The organism is Bacillus sp. SW14, assembly GCF_047608225.1.
Classification (GTDB): domain Bacteria; phylum Bacillota; class Bacilli; order Bacillales; family Bacillaceae; genus Bacillus; species Bacillus subtilis_G.
Genome location: NZ_JBLKRW010000001.1, coordinates 1,561,706 through 1,580,035, shown reverse-complemented (window position 1 = coordinate 1,580,035; position 18,330 = coordinate 1,561,706). Strand labels below are relative to the sequence as shown.

Annotated in this window: 20 protein-coding genes and 3 pseudogenes; 15 read left to right on the top strand and 8 right to left on the bottom strand. The window is 42.4% G+C overall.

From position 1 onward, the window contains the following. Positions 1-168: 168 nt before the first annotated feature. Genes nikA through nikE form a run of 5 tightly spaced genes read left to right on the top strand, consistent with a single transcriptional unit; the run spans position 169 to position 5,261 of the window. On the top strand, positions 169-1,788 hold the full coding sequence (gene nikA / locus ACMX2I_RS08045) for a nickel ABC transporter substrate-binding protein (RefSeq protein WP_414956655.1): 1,620 nt from the start codon (positions 169-171) through the stop codon (positions 1,786-1,788). Between the two features lie 9 nt (positions 1,789-1,797). Further along, positions 1,798-2,742, top strand: coding sequence for a nickel ABC transporter permease subunit NikB (gene nikB, locus ACMX2I_RS08040; protein WP_394715884.1), 945 nt, complete (start codon positions 1,798-1,800; stop codon positions 2,740-2,742). After that, positions 2,739-3,569, top strand: coding sequence for a nickel ABC transporter permease subunit NikC (gene nikC / locus ACMX2I_RS08035; RefSeq protein ID WP_414956654.1), 831 nt, complete (start codon positions 2,739-2,741; stop codon positions 3,567-3,569). The genes nikB and nikC overlap by 4 nt, the downstream gene beginning before the upstream one ends. Before the next feature lie 18 nt (positions 3,570-3,587). Next, complete coding sequence (gene nikD, locus ACMX2I_RS08030; RefSeq protein ID WP_414956653.1) at positions 3,588-4,415, top strand: nickel import ATP-binding protein NikD; 828 nt, start codon at positions 3,588-3,590, stop codon at positions 4,413-4,415. Between the two features lie 24 nt (positions 4,416-4,439). After that, positions 4,440-5,261 (top strand): nickel import ATP-binding protein NikE, encoded by an 822-nt coding sequence (gene nikE, locus ACMX2I_RS08025; RefSeq protein ID WP_414956652.1) that lies wholly within the window; start codon positions 4,440-4,442, stop codon positions 5,259-5,261. Between the two features lie 203 nt (positions 5,262-5,464). Here the strand turns inward: nikE and ACMX2I_RS08020 are convergent. Both ACMX2I_RS08020 and ACMX2I_RS08015 read right to left on the bottom strand, forming a co-directional pair. Beyond that, positions 5,465-6,063: pseudogene (locus tag ACMX2I_RS08020) on the bottom strand (phospholipid phosphatase); the annotation flags it as partial. Positions 6,064-6,214: 151 nt separating this feature from the next. Beyond that, entirely contained in the window at positions 6,215-6,970 is a 756-nt protein-coding gene (locus ACMX2I_RS08015) for a metal-binding protein ZinT (protein WP_414956651.1), read from the bottom strand. A 431-nt stretch (positions 6,971-7,401) separates the two neighbouring features. On the opposite strand from ACMX2I_RS08015, the gene ACMX2I_RS08010 reads away from it, so the two are divergent. From ACMX2I_RS08010 to ACMX2I_RS07990, 5 genes are read left to right on the top strand one after another with little or no spacing between them, the layout of a single operon-like run. Continuing rightward, positions 7,402-7,647: a spore gernimation protein GerQ gene (locus ACMX2I_RS08010; protein WP_414956650.1), complete on the top strand. Its 246-nt coding sequence runs from the start codon at positions 7,402-7,404 to the stop codon at positions 7,645-7,647. A gap of 17 nt (positions 7,648-7,664) precedes the next feature. After that, positions 7,665-8,033: a spore coat protein gene (locus ACMX2I_RS08005; protein WP_414956649.1), complete on the top strand. Its 369-nt coding sequence runs from the start codon at positions 7,665-7,667 to the stop codon at positions 8,031-8,033. A gap of 18 nt (positions 8,034-8,051) precedes the next feature. After that, positions 8,052-9,188 carry a zinc-dependent alcohol dehydrogenase gene (locus ACMX2I_RS08000; RefSeq protein ID WP_087993818.1) on the top strand — a complete coding sequence of 379 codons (1,137 nt, stop codon included), beginning with the start codon at positions 8,052-8,054 and terminating at the stop codon, positions 9,186-9,188. Positions 9,189-9,207: 19 nt separating this feature from the next. Further along, complete coding sequence (locus ACMX2I_RS07995) at positions 9,208-9,405, top strand: hypothetical protein (RefSeq protein WP_087993817.1); 198 nt, start codon at positions 9,208-9,210, stop codon at positions 9,403-9,405. 15 nt (positions 9,406-9,420) lie between these two features. Beyond that, complete coding sequence (locus tag ACMX2I_RS07990; RefSeq protein WP_202327110.1) at positions 9,421-9,720, top strand: spore coat protein; 300 nt, start codon at positions 9,421-9,423, stop codon at positions 9,718-9,720. 112 nt (positions 9,721-9,832) lie between these two features. On the opposite strand, the gene ACMX2I_RS07985 is transcribed toward ACMX2I_RS07990, so the two are convergent. Next, positions 9,833-10,111, bottom strand: a complete 279-nt coding sequence (locus tag ACMX2I_RS07985) for an HPr family phosphocarrier protein (protein ID WP_414956648.1) — start codon at positions 10,109-10,111, stop codon at positions 9,833-9,835. Between the two features lie 34 nt (positions 10,112-10,145). After that, positions 10,146-11,126 (bottom strand): aldo/keto reductase, encoded by a 981-nt coding sequence (locus ACMX2I_RS07980; RefSeq protein ID WP_414956647.1) that lies wholly within the window; start codon positions 11,124-11,126, stop codon positions 10,146-10,148. A 165-nt stretch (positions 11,127-11,291) separates the two neighbouring features. Between ACMX2I_RS07980 and ACMX2I_RS07975 the strand changes: the two genes are divergently transcribed. Next, complete coding sequence (locus ACMX2I_RS07975) at positions 11,292-12,194, top strand: AraC family transcriptional regulator N-terminal domain-containing protein (RefSeq protein ID WP_414956646.1); 903 nt, start codon at positions 11,292-11,294, stop codon at positions 12,192-12,194. 145 nt (positions 12,195-12,339) lie between these two features. Here the strand turns inward: ACMX2I_RS07975 and ACMX2I_RS07970 are convergent. Both ACMX2I_RS07970 and adhR read right to left on the bottom strand, forming a co-directional pair. Continuing rightward, positions 12,340-12,748 (bottom strand): annotated as a pseudogene (locus tag ACMX2I_RS07970) (MerR family transcriptional regulator). Positions 12,749-12,840: 92 nt separating this feature from the next. Next, positions 12,841-13,245, bottom strand: coding sequence for an aldehyde stress transcriptional regulator AdhR (gene adhR / locus ACMX2I_RS07965; protein ID WP_414956645.1), 405 nt, complete (start codon positions 13,243-13,245; stop codon positions 12,841-12,843). Positions 13,246-13,425: 180 nt separating this feature from the next. On the opposite strand from adhR, the pseudogene ACMX2I_RS07960 reads away from it, so the two are divergent. The 4 genes and pseudogenes from ACMX2I_RS07960 to yraA form a co-directional block, all read left to right on the top strand. Beyond that, positions 13,426-13,719: pseudogene (locus tag ACMX2I_RS07960) on the top strand (carboxymuconolactone decarboxylase family protein); the annotation flags it as partial. Positions 13,720-13,767: 48 nt separating this feature from the next. Next, positions 13,768-14,163, top strand: a complete 396-nt coding sequence (locus ACMX2I_RS07955; RefSeq protein WP_414958310.1) for a cupin domain-containing protein — start codon at positions 13,768-13,770, stop codon at positions 14,161-14,163. Positions 14,164-14,351: 188 nt separating this feature from the next. Beyond that, entirely contained in the window at positions 14,352-15,401 is a 1,050-nt protein-coding gene (locus ACMX2I_RS07950; RefSeq protein WP_414956644.1) for an NAD(P)-dependent alcohol dehydrogenase, read from the top strand. Between the two features lie 150 nt (positions 15,402-15,551). After that, positions 15,552-16,061 carry a cysteine protease YraA gene (gene yraA / locus ACMX2I_RS07945; RefSeq protein WP_289347761.1) on the top strand — a complete coding sequence of 170 codons (510 nt, stop codon included), beginning with the start codon at positions 15,552-15,554 and terminating at the stop codon, positions 16,059-16,061. Positions 16,062-16,157: 96 nt separating this feature from the next. Here yraA and ACMX2I_RS07940 read toward each other — a convergent pair whose 3' ends face one another. Then, positions 16,158-18,191: a GH32 C-terminal domain-containing protein gene (locus tag ACMX2I_RS07940; protein WP_414956643.1), complete on the bottom strand. Its 2,034-nt coding sequence runs from the start codon at positions 18,189-18,191 to the stop codon at positions 16,158-16,160. Continuing rightward, positions 18,124-18,264 (bottom strand): hypothetical protein, encoded by a 141-nt coding sequence (locus ACMX2I_RS07935; RefSeq protein WP_414956642.1) that lies wholly within the window; start codon positions 18,262-18,264, stop codon positions 18,124-18,126. The genes ACMX2I_RS07940 and ACMX2I_RS07935 overlap by 68 nt, the downstream gene beginning before the upstream one ends. Positions 18,265-18,330 lie beyond the last annotated feature (66 nt).

Here is an 18,330-nt window from a genome sequence, read left to right as displayed (position 1 = left end):
AAAATTTTCACTAATTATGACTTTAGGAAAGATATGATGAATGCAGATCTATGGAGTTAACACGTTATTAGTTTCAAAATAATCAATACCTATATTCTTACATTGACAAGGGTATGATGCCTCCTTAAAATGAAAATGATTATCAACATCACTTAGGAGGAAATACAGATGCATAGCGGGAAGATTCGTTCGAAAATTAAAATTACTTTCTTATCCATGCTCATCTTTTCTATTTTATTAGCAGGATGTACTAATGCAGGAAGTTCAACAGAGACGAAAAATCATAACAATATGGTCACAATTGCTTGGCCTAGAGATATAGGCGAAATGAACCCGCATGTCTATAACCCTTCCCAATTGTTTGCCCAATCAATGGTATACGAGCCTTTGGTCACTTATGGAACGGGCGGGAAGCTTAAACCGCATTTAGCTGAGTCTTGGGATATATCTAATGACGGTAAAGTGTATACATTTCATTTGCGTAAGGATGTCAAATTCTCGGATGGAACAACCTTTAATGCGAAAACCGCGAAAAAGAATTTCGACTCCATTTTAAAACATCCTGAGTTGCATAGCTGGTTAGGATTTATAACAAAAATAGCTCAAACAAAAGTGATCGATGATCATACATTTCAATTGACAATGACTGAAGCCTATTACCCAACCATTCAGGAGCTGGCAGTTGTACGGCCTGTTCGGTTTTTAGGAGAGGCTGGATTCCCTAAGGATGGCGATACATCAAAAGGTGTCGCAAAACCGGTGGGAACGGGTCCATGGGTATTGGACGAATATAAAGCTGATGAATATGCGATTTTTAAACGCAATGAAAATTATTGGGGTGAAAAGCCTAAAGTCGAGAAAATCAAGGTGAAAGTCATCCCAGACGCAGAAACAAGAGTGCTCGCATTTGAAAAAGGTGAATTGGACTTAATTTACGGTGAAGGCGTCATCAGCTTGGATGCATACAAGCAGCTGCAATCGACAGGTCAGTATGAAACTAGTCTTTCCGAACCGGTAGCGACGAGACAGCTTGTCATGAATACGAAAAAAGACCAACTTTCTGATGAACGTGTGCGCCAAGCCCTGCACTACGGTTTTGATAAAGACGCCATGGTGGAAGGCATTACCTCCGGGTTAGAAGAAAAAGCAGATCATATTTTGCCGACAACTTTCCCATACACGTCTGATATTGATGTAAAGCCAGTAAAATATGATGCAGAAAAAGCGAAAGCGTTATTAGATGCGGCCGGCTGGAAACTTCCGAATGGCAAGACGGTGCGTGAGAAAGACGGAAAGCCTCTTGAATTTAGTTTAATGTATGATTCAGCGGAATCCATTCAAAAAGCAATGGCAGAAACGCTTCAAGCAGAGTGGACAGCGATTGGAGTGAAGTTGAATCTTGAAGGAGTAGAATTGGCGACTCAGGTTAAACGGTTCAAAGCGAATGAATTTGATATGAACTTCTTTAGCAACTATGGCGCGCCTTATGACCCGCATACATTTGTAAACATTGTCGCATCAAAAGGGTTTGGATTTAATGAAGCGATTTCTGCCTATCCAAACAAAGATAAGTTATTGAAGCAGATGGCAAAGGTTCCTCAAACAACTGATGAAAAAGAGCGTCAAAAGCTTTACTCATCTATTTTAACATCCCTTCAAGATCAGGGAGCCATCGTTCCGATCTCTTATATTAAAAAGACAGCGATCTACCAAAAGAATATGACAGACTTTACTTTCCCTGCCAACCGTGACGAACATCCATTTACAGGTATTCGCATGAAGCAGTAGGAGGCTTTTATGGGTATCTATATATTGAAACGAATCATGTCCATCATTCCAGTGTTTCTTTTAGCTGCGCTTCTGACAACTGGAATGATTCAACTCTCACCGGTTGACCCGGCTGAAGCGTATGTAGCCGCAGCGCATATCCAGCCAAACGATGACATTTTAGAACAAAAGAGACATGAGTTTGGCTTAGATCAACCATTCTTTATCCAATATGTAAACTCTATTTTGAAGATATGCCAATTCGATTTTGGCATATCTTATGTTTCGAATCAGCCGGTTTGGGACGAGGTTGCCCTCCGAATGCCAGCAACGATCGAACTTGCGCTTGGGAGTTTATTGATCGCGGTGCTTGTCAGTGTGCCTCTCGGCTTCTTTGCGGGAATCAAAAGAAATTACGCAATTGATCATATCAGTCGCTTCATTTCCTTTTTCGGGGCATCCATCCCGACTTTTTGGTTAGGGTATATATTGGTTTTTTTCTTTTCTGTTCAATTAGATCTATTTCCAGTAGAAGGAATTGGGACATGGCAGCACCTCGTACTGCCGTCAATGACGCTGGCGCTTCCTTTAATTGCAATGTATACAAGGCTTTTGCGCGCCAGTGTGATAGAAAACCTGCAAGAACCGTATGTCCAATACGCAAAAATCAGAGGACTGAAGAATAAAAGCATTATGGCTAAGCATGTATTGAAAATGGCCATTTCTCCGATGATTACAGGACTAGGAATGAATCTTGGCAAACTTCTCACCGGAACAATTATTGTTGAAGTGGTTTTTTCTCGGCCTGGCTTTGGGCGTTATTTTATTGAGGCCATTTTCAATCGTGACATTCCTGTCATTCAATGCTATGTGTTCATAGCCGCCGCCTTTTTTATATTGAGCAGCTTAATCGTTGATCTCATTCAAATGTATATTGATCCGCGCATTTCCAGGAAAGAAGGGCAGTATCGATGATTACAAGCATACGCAGGATATACAAAAGTCAAAAAGTGATAACGGCATGTATCACCATACTATCCATTCTGTTTCTCATCGCTGTATTTGCCCCTTGGATTGCGCCGAATAACCCTGTTGCTGTTCATTTGGCATATAAGCTGCACCCTCCATCCTTGGAGTTTCCTTTAGGAACTGATCATTTAGGAAGATGCAACTTATCCCGCCTTTTGTACGGAACACGGATTTCTTTGGGATTTGCAATGCTCATTTTTATTTCCTCACTCGTGATCGGTCTCATTGTCGGTACGATTTCAGGATATAAAGGCGGATGGGTTGATCAGCTGTTAATGAGATTTTGTGATGGTGTGATGGCCTTTCCAAACTTAATTTTAGTTCTTGGTCTAGTGGGCATATTCGGACCTGGACTTCCTCAAGTCATTCTTGCCCTCATGCTGGTGCAATGGGTCTATTATGCGAGAATCTTTAGAGGAATGGTGCTTAGCCTGAAAGAGGAAAACTTTATTAAAGCCGCAAAAATCAATGGATCATCACAATGGAAGATTCTGAAAAAACATATCATACCTAATGTGCTCCCTCCCCTCGTTGTCATGGGTACATTGGAAATGGGCTGGGCCATTATGGACATATCCGCTATGTCGTTTCTTGGATTAGGCGTCCAGCCCCCAGCTGCTGAATGGGGAGCGATGATTCATGAAGGTAAATCGTATATTCGGACGAACCCTGAGTTGATGATTTATCCAGGGATGATGATCATGATTGTGGTTGTAACGTTCAATTTATTGGGCGAGAGTTTATCAGAAAAATACGGAGTTAAACGTCGATGATAAAAAGGAATGAGGAAGTTGGGAACAGAACAATCACCGGTGCTCAAAGTGAGAGATTTGCATGTACAGGCCAAAACGCAAAAAGGAGTTTCAACCCTAGTGCAAGACGTCAATTTCGAACTGAAGCGAGGTCAAATCCTTGGTCTGATTGGTGAAAGCGGATGCGGAAAAACAGTAACGGGCATGTCCATTCTTCAGATGCTTCATCAGAAAACAACCAAGGTGGAAGGAAGCATTTCCTTACAAGGCCGAGAATTAAACGGATTGGCAGATCAAGAAATGCGCAAGATCCGCGGCAAAGATGTTGCCTATATTATGCAAAATCCGATGAACGCTTTTACACCCGTTTTTACGATTGGTCATCAAATGGTCGAAACGATTCGCTCTCATACGTCTTTTAACAAAAAGCAGGCGAAGGAGCTTGCAATCGAAGCATTGCATAATGTGAGCTTATCCAATCCTGTTAAACTTTTAAAATCTTACCCTTTTCAATTAAGCGGCGGAATGCTTCAACGGGTGATGATTGCAACCGCTGTTTGCTTACATCCGGCCATTCTGATTGCGGATGAACCCACAACTGCACTAGACGTCAATAATCAGAAGACCGTGCTGAAACATTTAGACGCCATGCGCTCTGAATGTGGAACGGCGATTTTGCTTATCTCTCATGATCTGGGTGTCATTGCTGAAATGGCGGACGAAGTCGCTGTGATGCAGAAAGGAAAAATCGCAGAAAAAGCAGATGTGTTTCAGCTGTTTGATGCACCAAAGCATGAATATACAAAGAAGCTATTGGGTGCACGTTTAACATTGCCAATAGATAAACGTTCCATTGGATCATGTTGACAGAATTTGATACGGGGTGATGAAGTGAGTTTATTACAAGTGAAAGGAGTCAGTCATTGTTATGGGGCTCGGACATTGTTTAAATGGCAAACCCAATCTAAACAAGTTCTTTCCGATGTCAGCTTTTCGATTGAGCAGGGTACATGCTTAGGCATGATTGGGCCAAGCGGAGCCGGCAAGAGTACATTGGGAAAAGTATTGCTTGGTTTAGAACGGCCGCAATCAGGTCAAATCCTTTTCCAAGGCCATGATATGTATAGCGCAAATAAATCGATCCGGCGAAAAATCCGTCGTGACCTTCAAGCTGTCTTTCAAGATTCATACTCGTCCGTCAACCCGCGAATGACAGCGGAACGGATTATCGCAGAACCATTAGAAAACTATGAAACATTTACAATAGCGGAACAAAGGCGAACCATTATCGAGCTGTTGGAAAGAGTAGGCTTAAGTGAACAGGATTTAACAAAATACCCGCACCAATTCAGCGGCGGTCAATTGCAGCGGATCAATATCGCTAGAGCAATCTCGCTCAAACCGAAGCTGATCGTATTAGACGAATCAGTCAGCAGTCTGGACATGGTAACCCAAATGCTTATACTCGATTTGTTAAAAGAACTCAAAGATGAGTTTGGGTTATCGTATTTTTTTATTACGCATGATTTGAAAGCCGCCTATCAATTGAGTGACACACTAGGTATACTGGATAACGGGAAATTAGTTGAACTTTACGAGTCCAAACATCAGTTCTTTGCATCAGACCATCCAGCAGTAAAAGAGATGAAAAGCTCCATACTTGCAGAACACCCGCGCTTTCGTTCGATAGGAACAAAAACGGTTCAGAGATAAACTTGCTTAAGCCCTTTCATTACGTCAACTAGCAATGCCTCTTTCCGATGACAAAGGCAATGAAATCGTTCTTCGGTCAGCCTGATCACCGGCGCAATCAATCAGCACGAACACTGATAAACATAAAAAAGCTGGCGCCAAACGAGCACCAGCTTGATACTCTTTATGGTATAAACCCCCAGGCATCAGCACACCACGCAAACTTAATTTCCCTTGACTTTTAATTGGATACTGTTGGACTGATAGACGAGCTTCACTTTGTACTTGCTTGGCAAGCCCGTGGTTTCGATTGAAGAAAAGGATCCATTACGCTTATGACAGGTAATGATCGCGGGTCCGTCCTCCGGTATATAATTGTCCGAAAAATGGAGACGTAATGTCCCTTTTAATTTTTCTTTGCCCTTGATTTTGAGCAGATTATGCTTAACGCTGAGATTGAGTTCAAGCATACCCTTGGCTGATTGTTTGTAGTCTCCGCCGATGATCAGTTTTCCTGAGACATCTTCCTTCAGGATGCCTCTGTTGTTTGAAACATCACCTCTCCCAAAAACTGTCTCGGAGCCGCCCTAAAGCGTACCCTGATTAATCCGCGTGCCGCAGAAGTATGTATTGTTCCCCTCCAGCTTTAACGTGCCTGTCCCCTTTATGGTCAGCTTTTCGATGCCGGAGATATCGTTGCGCCAGCGATCGAGTGCATAGAAGCCGCCTTTGGAAGAATCCATAAAAGCGCCATAGCCCTCAGCGCGGAAAAGAGATCAAGCCTTCCCCACCCTTCTGCATCATCAAGAACAGGATAGCCGGAAGAGGCGAAAAAGCTGCTGACTCCTCGTCAGCAGCTTTTTCAGAGACATCTAAGTAATCACTCTCTACAAAGGTAGACGTGTTTTCCCTTTCTATCTATTTTCACAGTGAAAAAAAGAAATAATACACTTCATGGGCATGTTACTCCCCAATTAATGCGCCATCATCTCATGGGCAATATCATGTCCGTCCATTTCTGACGGATAGTAGGTAGGCCAGTTTTTGACTTCATCAAGTAAAGCTTCACGGTCATCACCCCAATACAGATGGTAATGACTAGCTTTAGTCGGATAAATACTATGATCACTAAACTGAATATACTGAGGAAGGCCTTCAGCTTTTTTATCCAGTTTGAAGATGTATCTTACCCCTCTATTGCCCGCATCATATGTTAAAATTTCATACCCGTCATAAGTATACTTACCAGAATATTCTTTTCCGTTTTTGAAGAACTTTACAGTATCTTGCTGGATTAAGATACGGTCAACATCTGTTTTATACCCTTTTTTATAATACTCTTTATATTCTTCAGCTGTCTTGTCACCTTCATGTTCTGATTTATGCGAAAATACTTCATCAAGAGTGCCATCTTGCAGGTACGGATATACTGATTGCCAGTCTCCTTCCCAATCAGAAAGTGACCGATCCTTTACTTGGCTGTTTTTAAAATAGCCTTCATTAATTTTTTCTGTCTCTTTATCATGTGCATGTGCATGTGCATGACTATGATCGTGATCATGATCATGAGATTCAGATGTTTGCTCTTGGGTTTTAGAAGAGTTTTCTGCAACTGATGAACTTGTTTTATGAGACTCACCTTTTGATGAATCTGAAGCCTGACATCCTGCCAATACTAGTAATGAACCAATCGTTAATATACCTAACCTCTTACCAAATAAAATTCCCATTACAACACTCCTTCTCACTAAACCGAAATAATTACGATTTGTATTATACAACGATCTTGTTAAAATATCAAAGGGAAAATGACCGAATCATGACTGAGTGCACTTTCCAGCCCCTCTCTCCTTATAAACACCGTGCGTCTGACTTGCCTACATCCGATTAATTTGCCATAAATCAAGTCCTTTAAAAGTGGAATCATTCCTAAGTTTTCGTTTCAAAGATACCCTATCCTTATAGAAAACCCCCTTTTGATCAGTTGTTTGTATTCATTTCATTAACTTGCAGCAGGAGCCGTTAGGCCGACGTCACCACGTACAGACTGTTTATCATTCAATTTATATTGAATATGCAATTTTTCGCGGCGCAATGTTCTTTCTGTATGCTCAAATTCATTTAGGGAAAAGTAACGTTGATTAAAGGAGGTTAAATCAATATGGATCATCAAACATTAGCTGCTCACGAGGCTGTAGATTTACATGAAATCGTGAACTTTAAAACACTTTGTATAGCGAAATCGAAATTAATGCAGGGACTTGTGTTTGACCAAGACCTGAAGGACTTGATGCAAAAAGATGTGCAGCAAGCCATTCAAGATCTTACTGATTTACAAGCGGTTTATGAGCGTGCGCCATTTCAGGCCCCTGTCCCTCAAAGCCGCCCAACGCCAATCATCAATTGAAAGGAAGGTAAGCACCTTTGAACCATGATCATTTAGACCCTATTAATTCGCTAAATGTGCCTGAACTTGCAGACACTACATTTGCATTGGATTTTCTCATACGAGCAAAAGAAGGCGTGAGAAATACAGCTGTAGCATTGACTGAAACCGCATCACCTGATGTAAGAGCCTTGTTGCGGAAACAGCTGATGCAAGGAATCGCGATGCACCAAGAGATTACAGAACTGATGATAAGCAAAAAATGGTTCCACCCGTATGAGCTGAGCGAACAATATAAGCTGGATCAGCTCTCTGCAAAAAACACGATCATGGTCGGCAACATGAATCTCTTTCCTGTTGAAACAAATCGAAAAGGGATGTTTGACCGGACACCTGATGAACACTAACACTGGAGGTTTTACAGCATGAAGGCAGTAACGTATCAAGGCATTAAAAATGTTGTTGTCAAAGATGTGCCAGATCCAAAGATTGAAAAATCCGATGACATGATTATAAAAGTTACCAGTACAGCCATTTGCGGATCGGATTTGCATTTAATCCATGGATTGATTCCTAATCTGCAAGAAGACTATGTCATCGGCCATGAACCGATGGGAATCGTTGAAGAAGTTGGGCCGGGAGTGACAAAGGTGCAAAAAGGCGATCGCGTCATTATCCCTTTTACGATCGCCTGCGGTGAATGCTTTTTTTGTAAACACCAGCTGGAAAGCCAGTGTGATCAATCTAATGACAACGGAGAAATGGGCGCCTATTTCGGCTATTCAGGGGATACTGGCGGTTATCCAGGCGGGCAGGCTGAATATTTAAGAGTGCCATTTGCGAATTTTACACATTTTAAAATTCCTGAAACCTGTGAGGAGCCCGATGAGAAGTTAAGCGTGATATCCGATGCCATGACAACCGGTTTCTGGAGTGTAGACAATGCCGGTGTAAAAGACGGCGATACAGTTATTGTTCTCGGCTGCGGGCCAGTCGGCCTTTTTGCTCAAAAGTTTTGTTGGTTAAAGGGCGCAAAGCGTGTCATAGCGGTTGACTATGTTAACTACCGCTTACAGCATGCCAAACGAACAAATCAAGTAGAAATCGTTAATTTTGAAGACCATGAGAATACAGGGAGTTACTTGAAGGAAATCACCAAAGGCGGAGCGGATGTTGTGATTGACGCTGTTGGGATGGATGGGAAAATGAGCGACCTCGAGTTCCTTGCCAGCGGATTAAAGCTTCATGGCGGAACGATGAGTGCATTGGTCATTGCTTCCCAAGCCGTTCGCAAAGGCGGAACCATCCAAATAACAGGTGTTTATGGAGGAAGATATAACGGTTTTCCGTTAGGTGATATCATGCAGCGAAACATCAATATACGCTCTGGACAAGCTCCGGTGATCCACTATATGCCATACATGTTTGAATTAGTGTCAACGGGCAAAATTGATCCGGGAGATGTTGTAAGCCATGTTCTGCCGCTTAGTGAAGCCAAGCATGGTTATGACATTTTTGATACAAAAATGGATGACTGTATAAAAGTAGTGTTAAAGCCTTAAAAAAACGGAGGTTACAGAAATGGAATACGCCTTACATGAAGTGCTTGAGGTCCAAGAAATGACTGCATTTAAGACCCTTTGTTTGACGAAATCCAAAACAATGAAGGCGCTGGTGTCTGATCCGAAGCTTAAAGAAATCATGCAGCAAGACGTTGACATTACGACACGACAGTTACAGGAATTTGCTTCTATCTTAACTAATGCAAAGCATGAATGAGGAGATGAATGAATCATGAATCCTATCATTGAATATCTCACCGGCATGAACGTCTTAACAGACCAAATCATTGCCATGGACTTATTGATTGCAGCAAAAAACGGAGTCAGAAATTATGCGATGGCCGCAACTGAAGCTGGGACGCCTGAAGTGAAAGAGATCCTTACCAGGCATTTGGAAGAAGCTCTCGATATGCACGAACAAATCTCAAGCTATATGATGGAAAAGGGCTGGTACCACCCTTGGAACACAGACGAACAAGTCAAGCTGAATTTAAAAAATATCGAAACTGCGATTCAGTTGCCAACCCTTTAACATACATTAGCTGAGGAGCAGTATAGATTGACAAAACGGTTCCTCAGCTAATGTTTTTAAAAGTTGAATCATCTTTAAACTTTCGACATTTCATTTTATGTTTATCAATATATTAACTCTTCGTGAACCCGCCTCTTCCCAGCCGGTCTTCTATCGCCTGCAAAGCCTGTTCTTCGTCAATCCCTTCAGCTCTGATTTGAATATGGGTACCAGGTGTAATGCCTAATGACATCACATCAATAAGGGACTTGGGCGGATTTTTGAGATCAACGGATTTCTCCTCATATAAAAGAAATATATGAGAGCGAAATTTGCAGGCTGCACGAACCAACAAAGTTGCTGCACGGGCAAAACCTGTACTTGTAATAATCGTATACTGTTTTTCAATCATGCTTCCCTGCTCCTTATCACCATATTATCGGCATTTAATGGTGGCCGACTATCGGATGGGGTACATATGGTTCTTCGAGAAACGCAATTTCTTCAGGTGTTAACGTAACCGATAGAGCTCTGACAGCATCTTCGAGATGGGACATTTTCGTAGCACCAATAATAGGAGCTGTTACTGGTTCCTTCTGCAGCAGCCAAGCAAGCGCGATATGGGTTCGGGGAACACCGTGTTTTTCTGCGATTGCCGCAAGCCGCTCCACGACAATCCGGTCAGCATCAGCAGTCGCATCGTATTTGGATTTCTGGATTTGATCAGTTTCGGAGCGATGCGTTGTTTCAGTCCAATCACGTGTCAATCTCCCAGATGCGAGCGGTCTGTACGGAGTCACTCCAATTTTTTCTTCTTTGCAAAGCGGCAGCATTTCCCTCTCCTCCTCCCGATATATCAAGTTTAAGTGATTCTGCATCGAGACAAATTTGATCCATCCATGCTGCTCTGCAACATGTAACGCCTTCTGGAACTGCCACGCATACATCGCAGAAGCACCAATATACCTTGCCTTCCCATCCTTCACCACATCATGCAATGCTTCCATCGTTTCTTCAATAGGTGTATGGTAATCCCAGCGGTGGATGATGTACAGATCTACGTAGTCTGTTCCCAGTCTCTTAAGACTTTTATCAATTTCACTCATAATCGCCTTTCGTGAGAGACCGGCACCATTTGGGCCCTCATGCATTCGCTGGTGGACCTTCGTTGCAAGCACAATTTCATCTCGATTAGCATAATCCTTTAACGCTCTGCCAAGTATTTCTTCACTTGCTCCCATTGAATACACATTCGCCGTATCAAAAAAATTGATGCCAAGCTCAAGCGCTTTTTTGATGATGGGGCGGCTATTTTCTTCATCGAGTACCCATTGATGAACCCATTTTTCTGCTGCACCAAAGCTCATACACCCCAGACAAAGCCTAGAGACATCTAAACCGGAATGTCCAAGTTTTACATAATCCATTTCTTGATCCCCTCTTTCCTTTTATCTGCTTCTCATTATGCAATGAATGAAAAAGCAGCCGTTATCCCATTTATATCAAATGATTGCCTAAAACTCTCACTGCCAATGACACAATTTGCAAACAAGCCTTATAATGAAAAATATCAAGATGAAGGAGAATGACATATGTCTGTGCAAATAGCCCAACAACAGGAAGAGCTTACTGAACTCATTGAACGTTATTCATGCCGGGACGGTGTTCACAAGACTGCTGTTCCGTCTTTATTTTTCATCAGTGAATCTCATCCTTCCGAACCGGTTTATAGCGTTTACAAACCATCATTTTGTTTTATTGTTCAAGGTGAAAAAGAAGTATTGCTTGCAAAGGAGCGCATTAGGTACAGTCCTGCTGACTACCTTGTTGCATCTGTTAACTTGCCGGTTGCCGGGCAAGTGATAAAAGCCTCATCTGGTGAGCCTTATTTGGCTCTTAAACTTGAATTTACTCCGAGCCAAGTCTTAGAGGTTTTAAGTGATTCTGACTTTCAAGCAGGGATGAAAAAACACACGAAGAGGGCAATGTTTGTCAGTAAAATAGAGCCAGCTTTACTGGATGCAGTTCTCAGGTTGTCCTCTTTGCTGGACACCCCAAAAGACATCCCAGTACTTGCCCCTATATTTACAAAGGAAATTCTTTATAGAGTTCTGCAAGGGCCGCATGGACGCACCTTGGAGCAAATCGCAATTGAGGGGAGCTTTACCTATCGAATCAAAGATGTCATTGAACACATCATGAAAGACTTTGACCAGCCTCTTCGAATTGAAGAGCTTGCAGATATAGCGAATATGAGTATTTCTTCCCTGCACAGGCACTTTAAAGCTGTGACCGCTATGAGCCCGATTCAGTTCCAAAAACAGCTGAGACTTCAGGAAGCCAGACGCCTATTATTAATGAAGTCAACAGATGCCGCAGATGCTGCATTCCGGGTCGGCTATGAAAGCCCATCACAATTCAGCCGTGAATACTCCCGCATGTTTGGTTTGCCGCCTAAAGAAGATATCAAGCGGCTGAGGGGAAAATCTGACTAAATGAGCAACGGGGATCTATATTTTATACAAACGATACTAACTGTTTTTTTGATAAGTAACATTTCGACTTCCTTCTCATCTCTAAACAATAAAGGCTGAAGGGAATTTTCATTTTTAATCACCTTCAGCCTTAAACCATTTGTTTTTATGGCTGTTCCTCTTCATTTGGATAAAGGACAAACTCATATCGATCCCCCTTTATCTGGTCCTTATAGAATTCAATCTTTCGGTTTAATACCAGCAGGTTTGCTGTAGAGCTTGAATTTCTAATTCTACAAAGTGCTTACGTTTTTCAAGTAAATGCATTCTATCATAAATCGTTTCATCACCCATTTCTCGCCATGCTGTATATATTGTTTTAGCTCTGCTATCGACATTCCTGAATCTTTCAGATGGAGCAAAAATCGCATCCATCCGATATCATGATCCGTATATTCGCGTATATTATTATTCTCATTGCGATGGGGAGTCAGGAGCCCTTCCTTTTCATAATACCTAAGGGTACTTGTTGTCACACCGATGATGTTTGCAAATTCTCCAATCGAATAAGGAATCATAGCCACCTCTTTCGGTATCCATTTCTTAACGGGAACACACTTATTTTTAACCTGCCCCCTCGGACGCAAAGAATGCTACCTAGCGTCATTTATCCGTGAAGACTTTCCGTTTTAGGCCTGCTTTTGAGCTTAGCCTCATTTTCACGTAATTTCCCATCATAATCTTCAATTTTTGTATCTAATCTTTTAATTGTTTCATCAATTTCTTTCCGCTTCTCTATGAGCCGCTGTCTTTCATCAGCCAGGATATTTTTGCGGGCTTCTACCGTACGATCTCCTTCAGTAAATAACGATGTATATTCTATTAATGCTTCAATCGATAGACCTGCATTTCGCATGCATTTAATGAATTCAATCCATTTGATATCTTCTTCATCATAATCGCGAATGCCGCTGTCTTTTCGTTTTACCGGCGGGATTAATCCGACACGTTCGTAATATCTGAGTGTCGCCGCTGTGAGGCCGAACTGCTTTGCCACCTGCGCAATATTCATACTTTTCACCTCTCTGTCCTGCATGTTTTGAAGGTAACACTTAAAGTTAACTTTAAGTCAAGCAGAAACAAGTTTTAACAGCTGAATCTTTTTTCAAAAATTCAAGACTTGCCTTAAAGCACACTTTAAGCTCTATACTTCTCCATGCAATAAAAACAGTTTAGATGGAGGGATTGCTAAATGGCAAAAAAACAAACTGCTGGACGAGATATACTAGGAGAATTTGCGCCAAAGTTTGCTGAACTTAACGATGATGTCCTGTTCGGTGACATTTGGGCAAGAGAGGATGAACTGTCTCCGCGGGATCGCAGCATGATTACAGTTTCTTCGTTAATTGCCGGAGGAAACATCGAACAATTAGCTCCGCACCTTCACAAAGCGAAGGAAAACGGATTATCAAAAGAGGAAATGGCGGAAATCATCACTCACCTCTCGTTTTATGCAGGGTGGCCCAAAGCTTGGTCAGCATTTCAAATTGCAAAAGAAATCTTTAAAAATGATGAAAAGAAAGAAGGTCAACTGATGACATTTGATCAATTAAGCAACAGCACAATCTTTCCGTTAGGTGAAAAAATAGAAGCAAACTTTATCGGGGATGCATATTTACAAAAGATATTTACCGATGAGACGCCGCTCAATGCTTCAATCGGGAATGTCACTTTTGCCCCGGGAGCCCGCAATCACTGGCATTCTCATAAAATTGGGCAAGTTTTGTTAGTGACAGGCGGTGAAGGCTGGTATCAAGAAGAAGGAAAACCAGCTCAATTACTCAAAACTGGAGATGTCATAAATATCCCGCCCCATGTAAAACATTGGCACGGTGCGACAAAAGACAGTTGGTTTGCGCACTTAGCCATTACACCGGGGGAAACGGTTTGGTTAGAGCCTGTTCATGATGACGTGTACCATACCTTATAAAATGTTCTCGTTTTGAGTTCATCCAAGCTCGTTATCTATCAAATTCAATTAGAGATGAAGTTTTTTTCAAAAAACCCTTGCCTTAAAGCGGACTTTAAGGTTTATCGTTATGTTGAAGACACGATAAAACATAAATAAGTGCATGTTTTTACGAACAACCACTTATGATGAAGAAAGGGAAGGTTCATATGTGTAATCAACATCAAACTCGTGTATTAAGCGTATCACATGCAAAAGCCAAATTTGAGCAAACGACGATTGAGCGAAGAGAATTACAGCCGCATGATGTCTTAATCGATATAAAATTCAGCGGCATTTGCCATTCAGACATCCATAGCGCATTTGATGAATGGGGGGGAGGCATATTCCCAATGGTGCCCGGACATGAAATTGCCGGTGTCGTAACAGCTGTTGGATCAGAAGTGACTAAGTTTGCTGTCGGGGACCGCGTTGGTGTCGGCTGTTTTGTTGACTCCTGCGGAGAATGCGAATACTGTCTCAGCGGTGAGGAACAGTTCTGCACAAAGGGCGTTGTTCAAACTTATAACTCACTAGACTACGATAGAAATCCGACGTATGGCGGGTACAGCCAAAAAATCGTTGTCACCGACAGATTTGTTGTCCGAATTCCAGACAGTTTGGAAATGGATGTTGCCAGTCCGCTATTGTGTGCAGGTATCACAACGTATTCCCCGCTGAAACACTGGAATGTTGGGACTGGTAAAAAGGTTGCCATTGTAGGAGTTGGAGGTCTTGGACATTTGGCAATTCAATTTGCACATGCAATGGGTGCAGAGGTAACCGTCCTGAGCCGCTCTTTGAATAAAAAAGAGGAAGCTCTGGAACTTGGGGCAGATCATTACTTTGCTACAAGTGACCCAGCGACATTCACTGCATTGTCCGGGCGTTTTGACGTGATCTTAAATACAGTATCCGCGAATCTTGATGTAGACGCCTATTTATCAATGCTTCGTATTGACGGAACACTTGTAAATGTCGGAGCGCCCGCTGAGCAGGACACATACAGTGTGTTTTCCTTAATCATGGGACGCCGCAGCCTCGCAGGTTCTCTTGTCGGCGGTATTGCCGAAACTCAAGAGATGCTTGATTTCGCTGCTGAACATGGCATCGCACCTAAAATCGAAGTAATCCGCGCTAACCAAGTAGACGAAGCATACGAACGTATCCTCCAAAGTGATGTCCGTTATCGATTTGTGATTGATATTTCCACATTGTAATTCTAAAAAATGGGTTAGTCCTTAAATGGGCTGACCCGCTTTTATTTAAAAGAAATTCACGAAAAACGATCTTCTTAAGCAAATGTTTTGAAGGCTGGTCAATCTTCCTGTTATTCTATGGGCATAAAGAGGGTATAGGAGGTTTTTTATATGAGCAAAAAAATTGCAGTTCTCGTTACAGACCAATTCGAAGATATCGAATATACAAGTCCGGTAAAAGCATACGAGGAAGCTGGCTACAGTGTCACAGCTATCGATTTGGAAGCTGGCAAAGAAGTTACTGGTAAGCATGGCGAGAAAGTAAAGATCGATAAAGCAATCTCAGATGTGGATGCAAGTGAATTTGATGCACTTTTAATTCCTGGGGGATTCTCTCCGGATTTGCTCCGTGCAGATGATCGCCCTGGTGAATTCGTGAAAGCATTCGTCGAAAATGAAAAACCGGTTTTCGCTATTTGCCACGGCCCGCAAGTATTAATTGATACGGATCTCCTGAAAGGCAAAGATATCACAGGCTACCGCAGCATCCGCAAAGATTTAATCAATGCCGGCGCAAATTACAAAGATGCAGAAGTCATCGTCAGCCACAACATTGTCACAAGCAGAACACCTGATGATTTGGAAGCATTTAACCGCGAATCATTGAAGTTGTTGAAATAATGAGAAGGCACAGACTGTTTAGGTCTGTGCCTTTTTTTAAGAAAAAATGTTGCTAGCCAGGTAATCGCGTTTGCTATATCACATGAACCCCTCTATTTAAGATCCCTTATTTACATTCTGAAAGACAGCAGTTGCATCCCACACATTTAAGCCGAATTGACCTTCGGAGAATGTAGAATCATTCGTATCAATTACAAGACGATCATCTAAATAGATTTTAAAGTGATCACCCCGAGCCTCAGTTTTCAGATGATACTTTTTATTTACGTCTATCGGTGTTTTGTATTCGGCAATGACAGAAGCAGCACCGTTCTCAAATTTAAAGAATTTCACTAAGTCATGTTTCGCATCCACATTGGCAAGATAACCGTTTTGGGCATCTTTGTCAGAGCGAAACATAAGCGCTCCTGCCCCCCTTCCGTTTCCATCCTTAATAGTGATATCAGATTCATAGGTGAAGTCAGATCCGGATGCTGAAGACAAAATAAAGGAATCACCCTCCGATCTTCCTTGTTTTCCTTCAATTGTGTCGGCCCACGTGCCATTTACAGTCGTCCAGCCAGCCAAATTAGAGATGAAAGGTGATGTTCCCCATACCTTTTTTAAAGGGTATATCTTTAAAGATTTCATCTTTACACCGCCATTCGCCGCATATAATTCAAGACCGTTGCTTGATCGATCCGGGAGAATGATATCGGTTATGACCTGCTGTCCGTCATTCCCAAATACTTCAACTGAAGAGCGGTCGACAAAAATGCGCATCTTTACCCTTCCATTTACCGGTTTCAGCGGAGCTGTTTGTTTTCCGGTGTTAAAGGTCGGATTAAAGGTGACGTTCCCCGACTCGCTCCGGTCAACGAACAGTTTGGCATTTTTTCGATCATAGCCGACTTTTGTGAATTGATTTCTGCCTGTTCGAACTTTAAAACCAAATTCAGCAGCTGAACGTGGTGTCACTTGAAATTCTGCATGTAATTCATACGCATCTCCAGATAGGCCCGCTAACACATTTTGGCTTGTGGTCGATATAGTCTGATTCTTCCACTTTTTAGAGGTTCCGCGAATGGTTTGCAGCTCTTTTACTGGTGTTTGGACGACCCTGACTCCTCCAGTAAGCGTTTTCAATTTTATCTCTCTTGGAATGGACGCCGCACTTCTCCATGGGGAGGTAGGAACATCATTCGCATATTGCCAATTGCTCATCCACCCTAACCATAGCCGCCGGCCGTCTGAGGATGGAATATCGGACCAGGATACAGCCGCATAAAAGTCTTTGCCGTAATCCGTCCAGAGAACTTTGTTTGACGGATTTTCATTTTTAAAATGAGTTCCATCAAAGTCCCCTACAAAATATTGCATGCCTGATCCTCCCGAAACCGCTCCGTTTCCGACACTGACCTGCATCACCCATTTTTTTTGATTCGGATTGCCGTCTACCGGAAGCTCAAACAAATCCGGGCACTCCCATACTCCCCCATGGCTCCCTTGTCCCTGTCCAAACTCACTTGCATATGTCCACTGCTTCAGATTTTTTGATGTATAAATGAGGATTCGGTCACCGGCCGCAAGCACCATCACCCACTTGTTTTCTTTTTCATACCAAAAGACCTTTGGATCGCGAAAATCTTTTTTTCCCGGGTTCGGAATGACAGGGTTGCCAGCGTATTTCGTCCACGTTCTTCCTTTGTCATTGCTATAAGCAATGCTTTGCACTTGATGGCCTTCTCTGTCCTGTGTATAAACAGCCACAAGCGGCTTCTCTTCGCCTGTTTGAAAACCGCTTGTGTTATTTCTATCTACAACTGCGCTTCCAGAAAAGATCGTGCCTTTGTCATCCGGAGCCAGCGCAACAGGAAGGTGCTTCCACGTAACCAAATCTTTGCTCACGGCATGCCCCCAATGCATGGGCCCCCACTGAAGTCCGTATGGATGGTATTGATAGAACAAGTGATATTCTCCAGCATAATATACCATCCCGTTTGGATCATTCATCCAGTTTGCCTCCGGCGTGAAATGATATTGAGGACGATAATCCTCATCATAGTAGCTTGAATCAGCTGCCTCAACCGAAAATGCCATAGTGAATAGCAGGGTGAACATGATGATGACTTGAGAAAGTCTCTTTTTCATTTGTTTCTTCGCTCCTCTCTTCATGTTTGAACACTTCAAGAGAGACTCTGCATAAGTTGGTCAGTTCTGGCAATTCTCCTCTGTTTCGCTGTTATCCGAATGATTGATATATGATAGACTGCCGCAGTTTCCCTCTTCT

Bases quoted from the DNA above. Each gene is read 5' to 3' on its own strand.
- nikA (WP_414956655.1), top strand. From the start codon at position 169: ATGCATAGCGGGAAGATTCGTTCGAAAATTAAAATTACTTTCTTATCC.
- nikB (WP_394715884.1), top strand. From the start codon at position 1,798: ATGGGTATCTATATATTGAAACGAATCATGTCCATCATTCCAGTGTTT.
- nikC (WP_414956654.1), top strand. From the start codon at position 2,739: ATGATTACAAGCATACGCAGGATATACAAAAGTCAAAAAGTGATAACG.
- ACMX2I_RS08015 (WP_414956651.1), bottom strand. From the start codon at position 6,970: ATGGGAATTTTATTTGGTAAGAGGTTAGGTATATTAACGATTGGTTCA.
- ACMX2I_RS08010 (WP_414956650.1), top strand. From the start codon at position 7,402: ATGGATCATCAAACATTAGCTGCTCACGAGGCTGTAGATTTACATGAA.
- ACMX2I_RS08000 (WP_087993818.1), top strand. From the start codon at position 8,052: ATGAAGGCAGTAACGTATCAAGGCATTAAAAATGTTGTTGTCAAAGAT.
- ACMX2I_RS07995 (WP_087993817.1), top strand. From the start codon at position 9,208: ATGGAATACGCCTTACATGAAGTGCTTGAGGTCCAAGAAATGACTGCA.
- ACMX2I_RS07990 (WP_202327110.1), top strand. From the start codon at position 9,421: ATGAATCCTATCATTGAATATCTCACCGGCATGAACGTCTTAACAGAC.
- ACMX2I_RS07985 (WP_414956648.1), bottom strand. From the start codon at position 10,111: ATGATTGAAAAACAGTATACGATTATTACAAGTACAGGTTTTGCCCGT.
- ACMX2I_RS07980 (WP_414956647.1), bottom strand. From the start codon at position 11,126: ATGGATTATGTAAAACTTGGACATTCCGGTTTAGATGTCTCTAGGCTT.
- ACMX2I_RS07975 (WP_414956646.1), top strand. From the start codon at position 11,292: ATGTCTGTGCAAATAGCCCAACAACAGGAAGAGCTTACTGAACTCATT.
- adhR (WP_414956645.1), bottom strand. From the start codon at position 13,245: ATGAATATTGCGCAGGTGGCAAAGCAGTTCGGCCTCACAGCGGCGACA.
- ACMX2I_RS07955 (WP_414958310.1), top strand. From the start codon at position 13,768: ATGACATTTGATCAATTAAGCAACAGCACAATCTTTCCGTTAGGTGAA.
- ACMX2I_RS07950 (WP_414956644.1), top strand. From the start codon at position 14,352: ATGTGTAATCAACATCAAACTCGTGTATTAAGCGTATCACATGCAAAA.
- yraA (WP_289347761.1), top strand. From the start codon at position 15,552: ATGAGCAAAAAAATTGCAGTTCTCGTTACAGACCAATTCGAAGATATC.
- ACMX2I_RS07940 (WP_414956643.1), bottom strand. From the start codon at position 18,191: ATGAAAAAGAGACTTTCTCAAGTCATCATCATGTTCACCCTGCTATTC.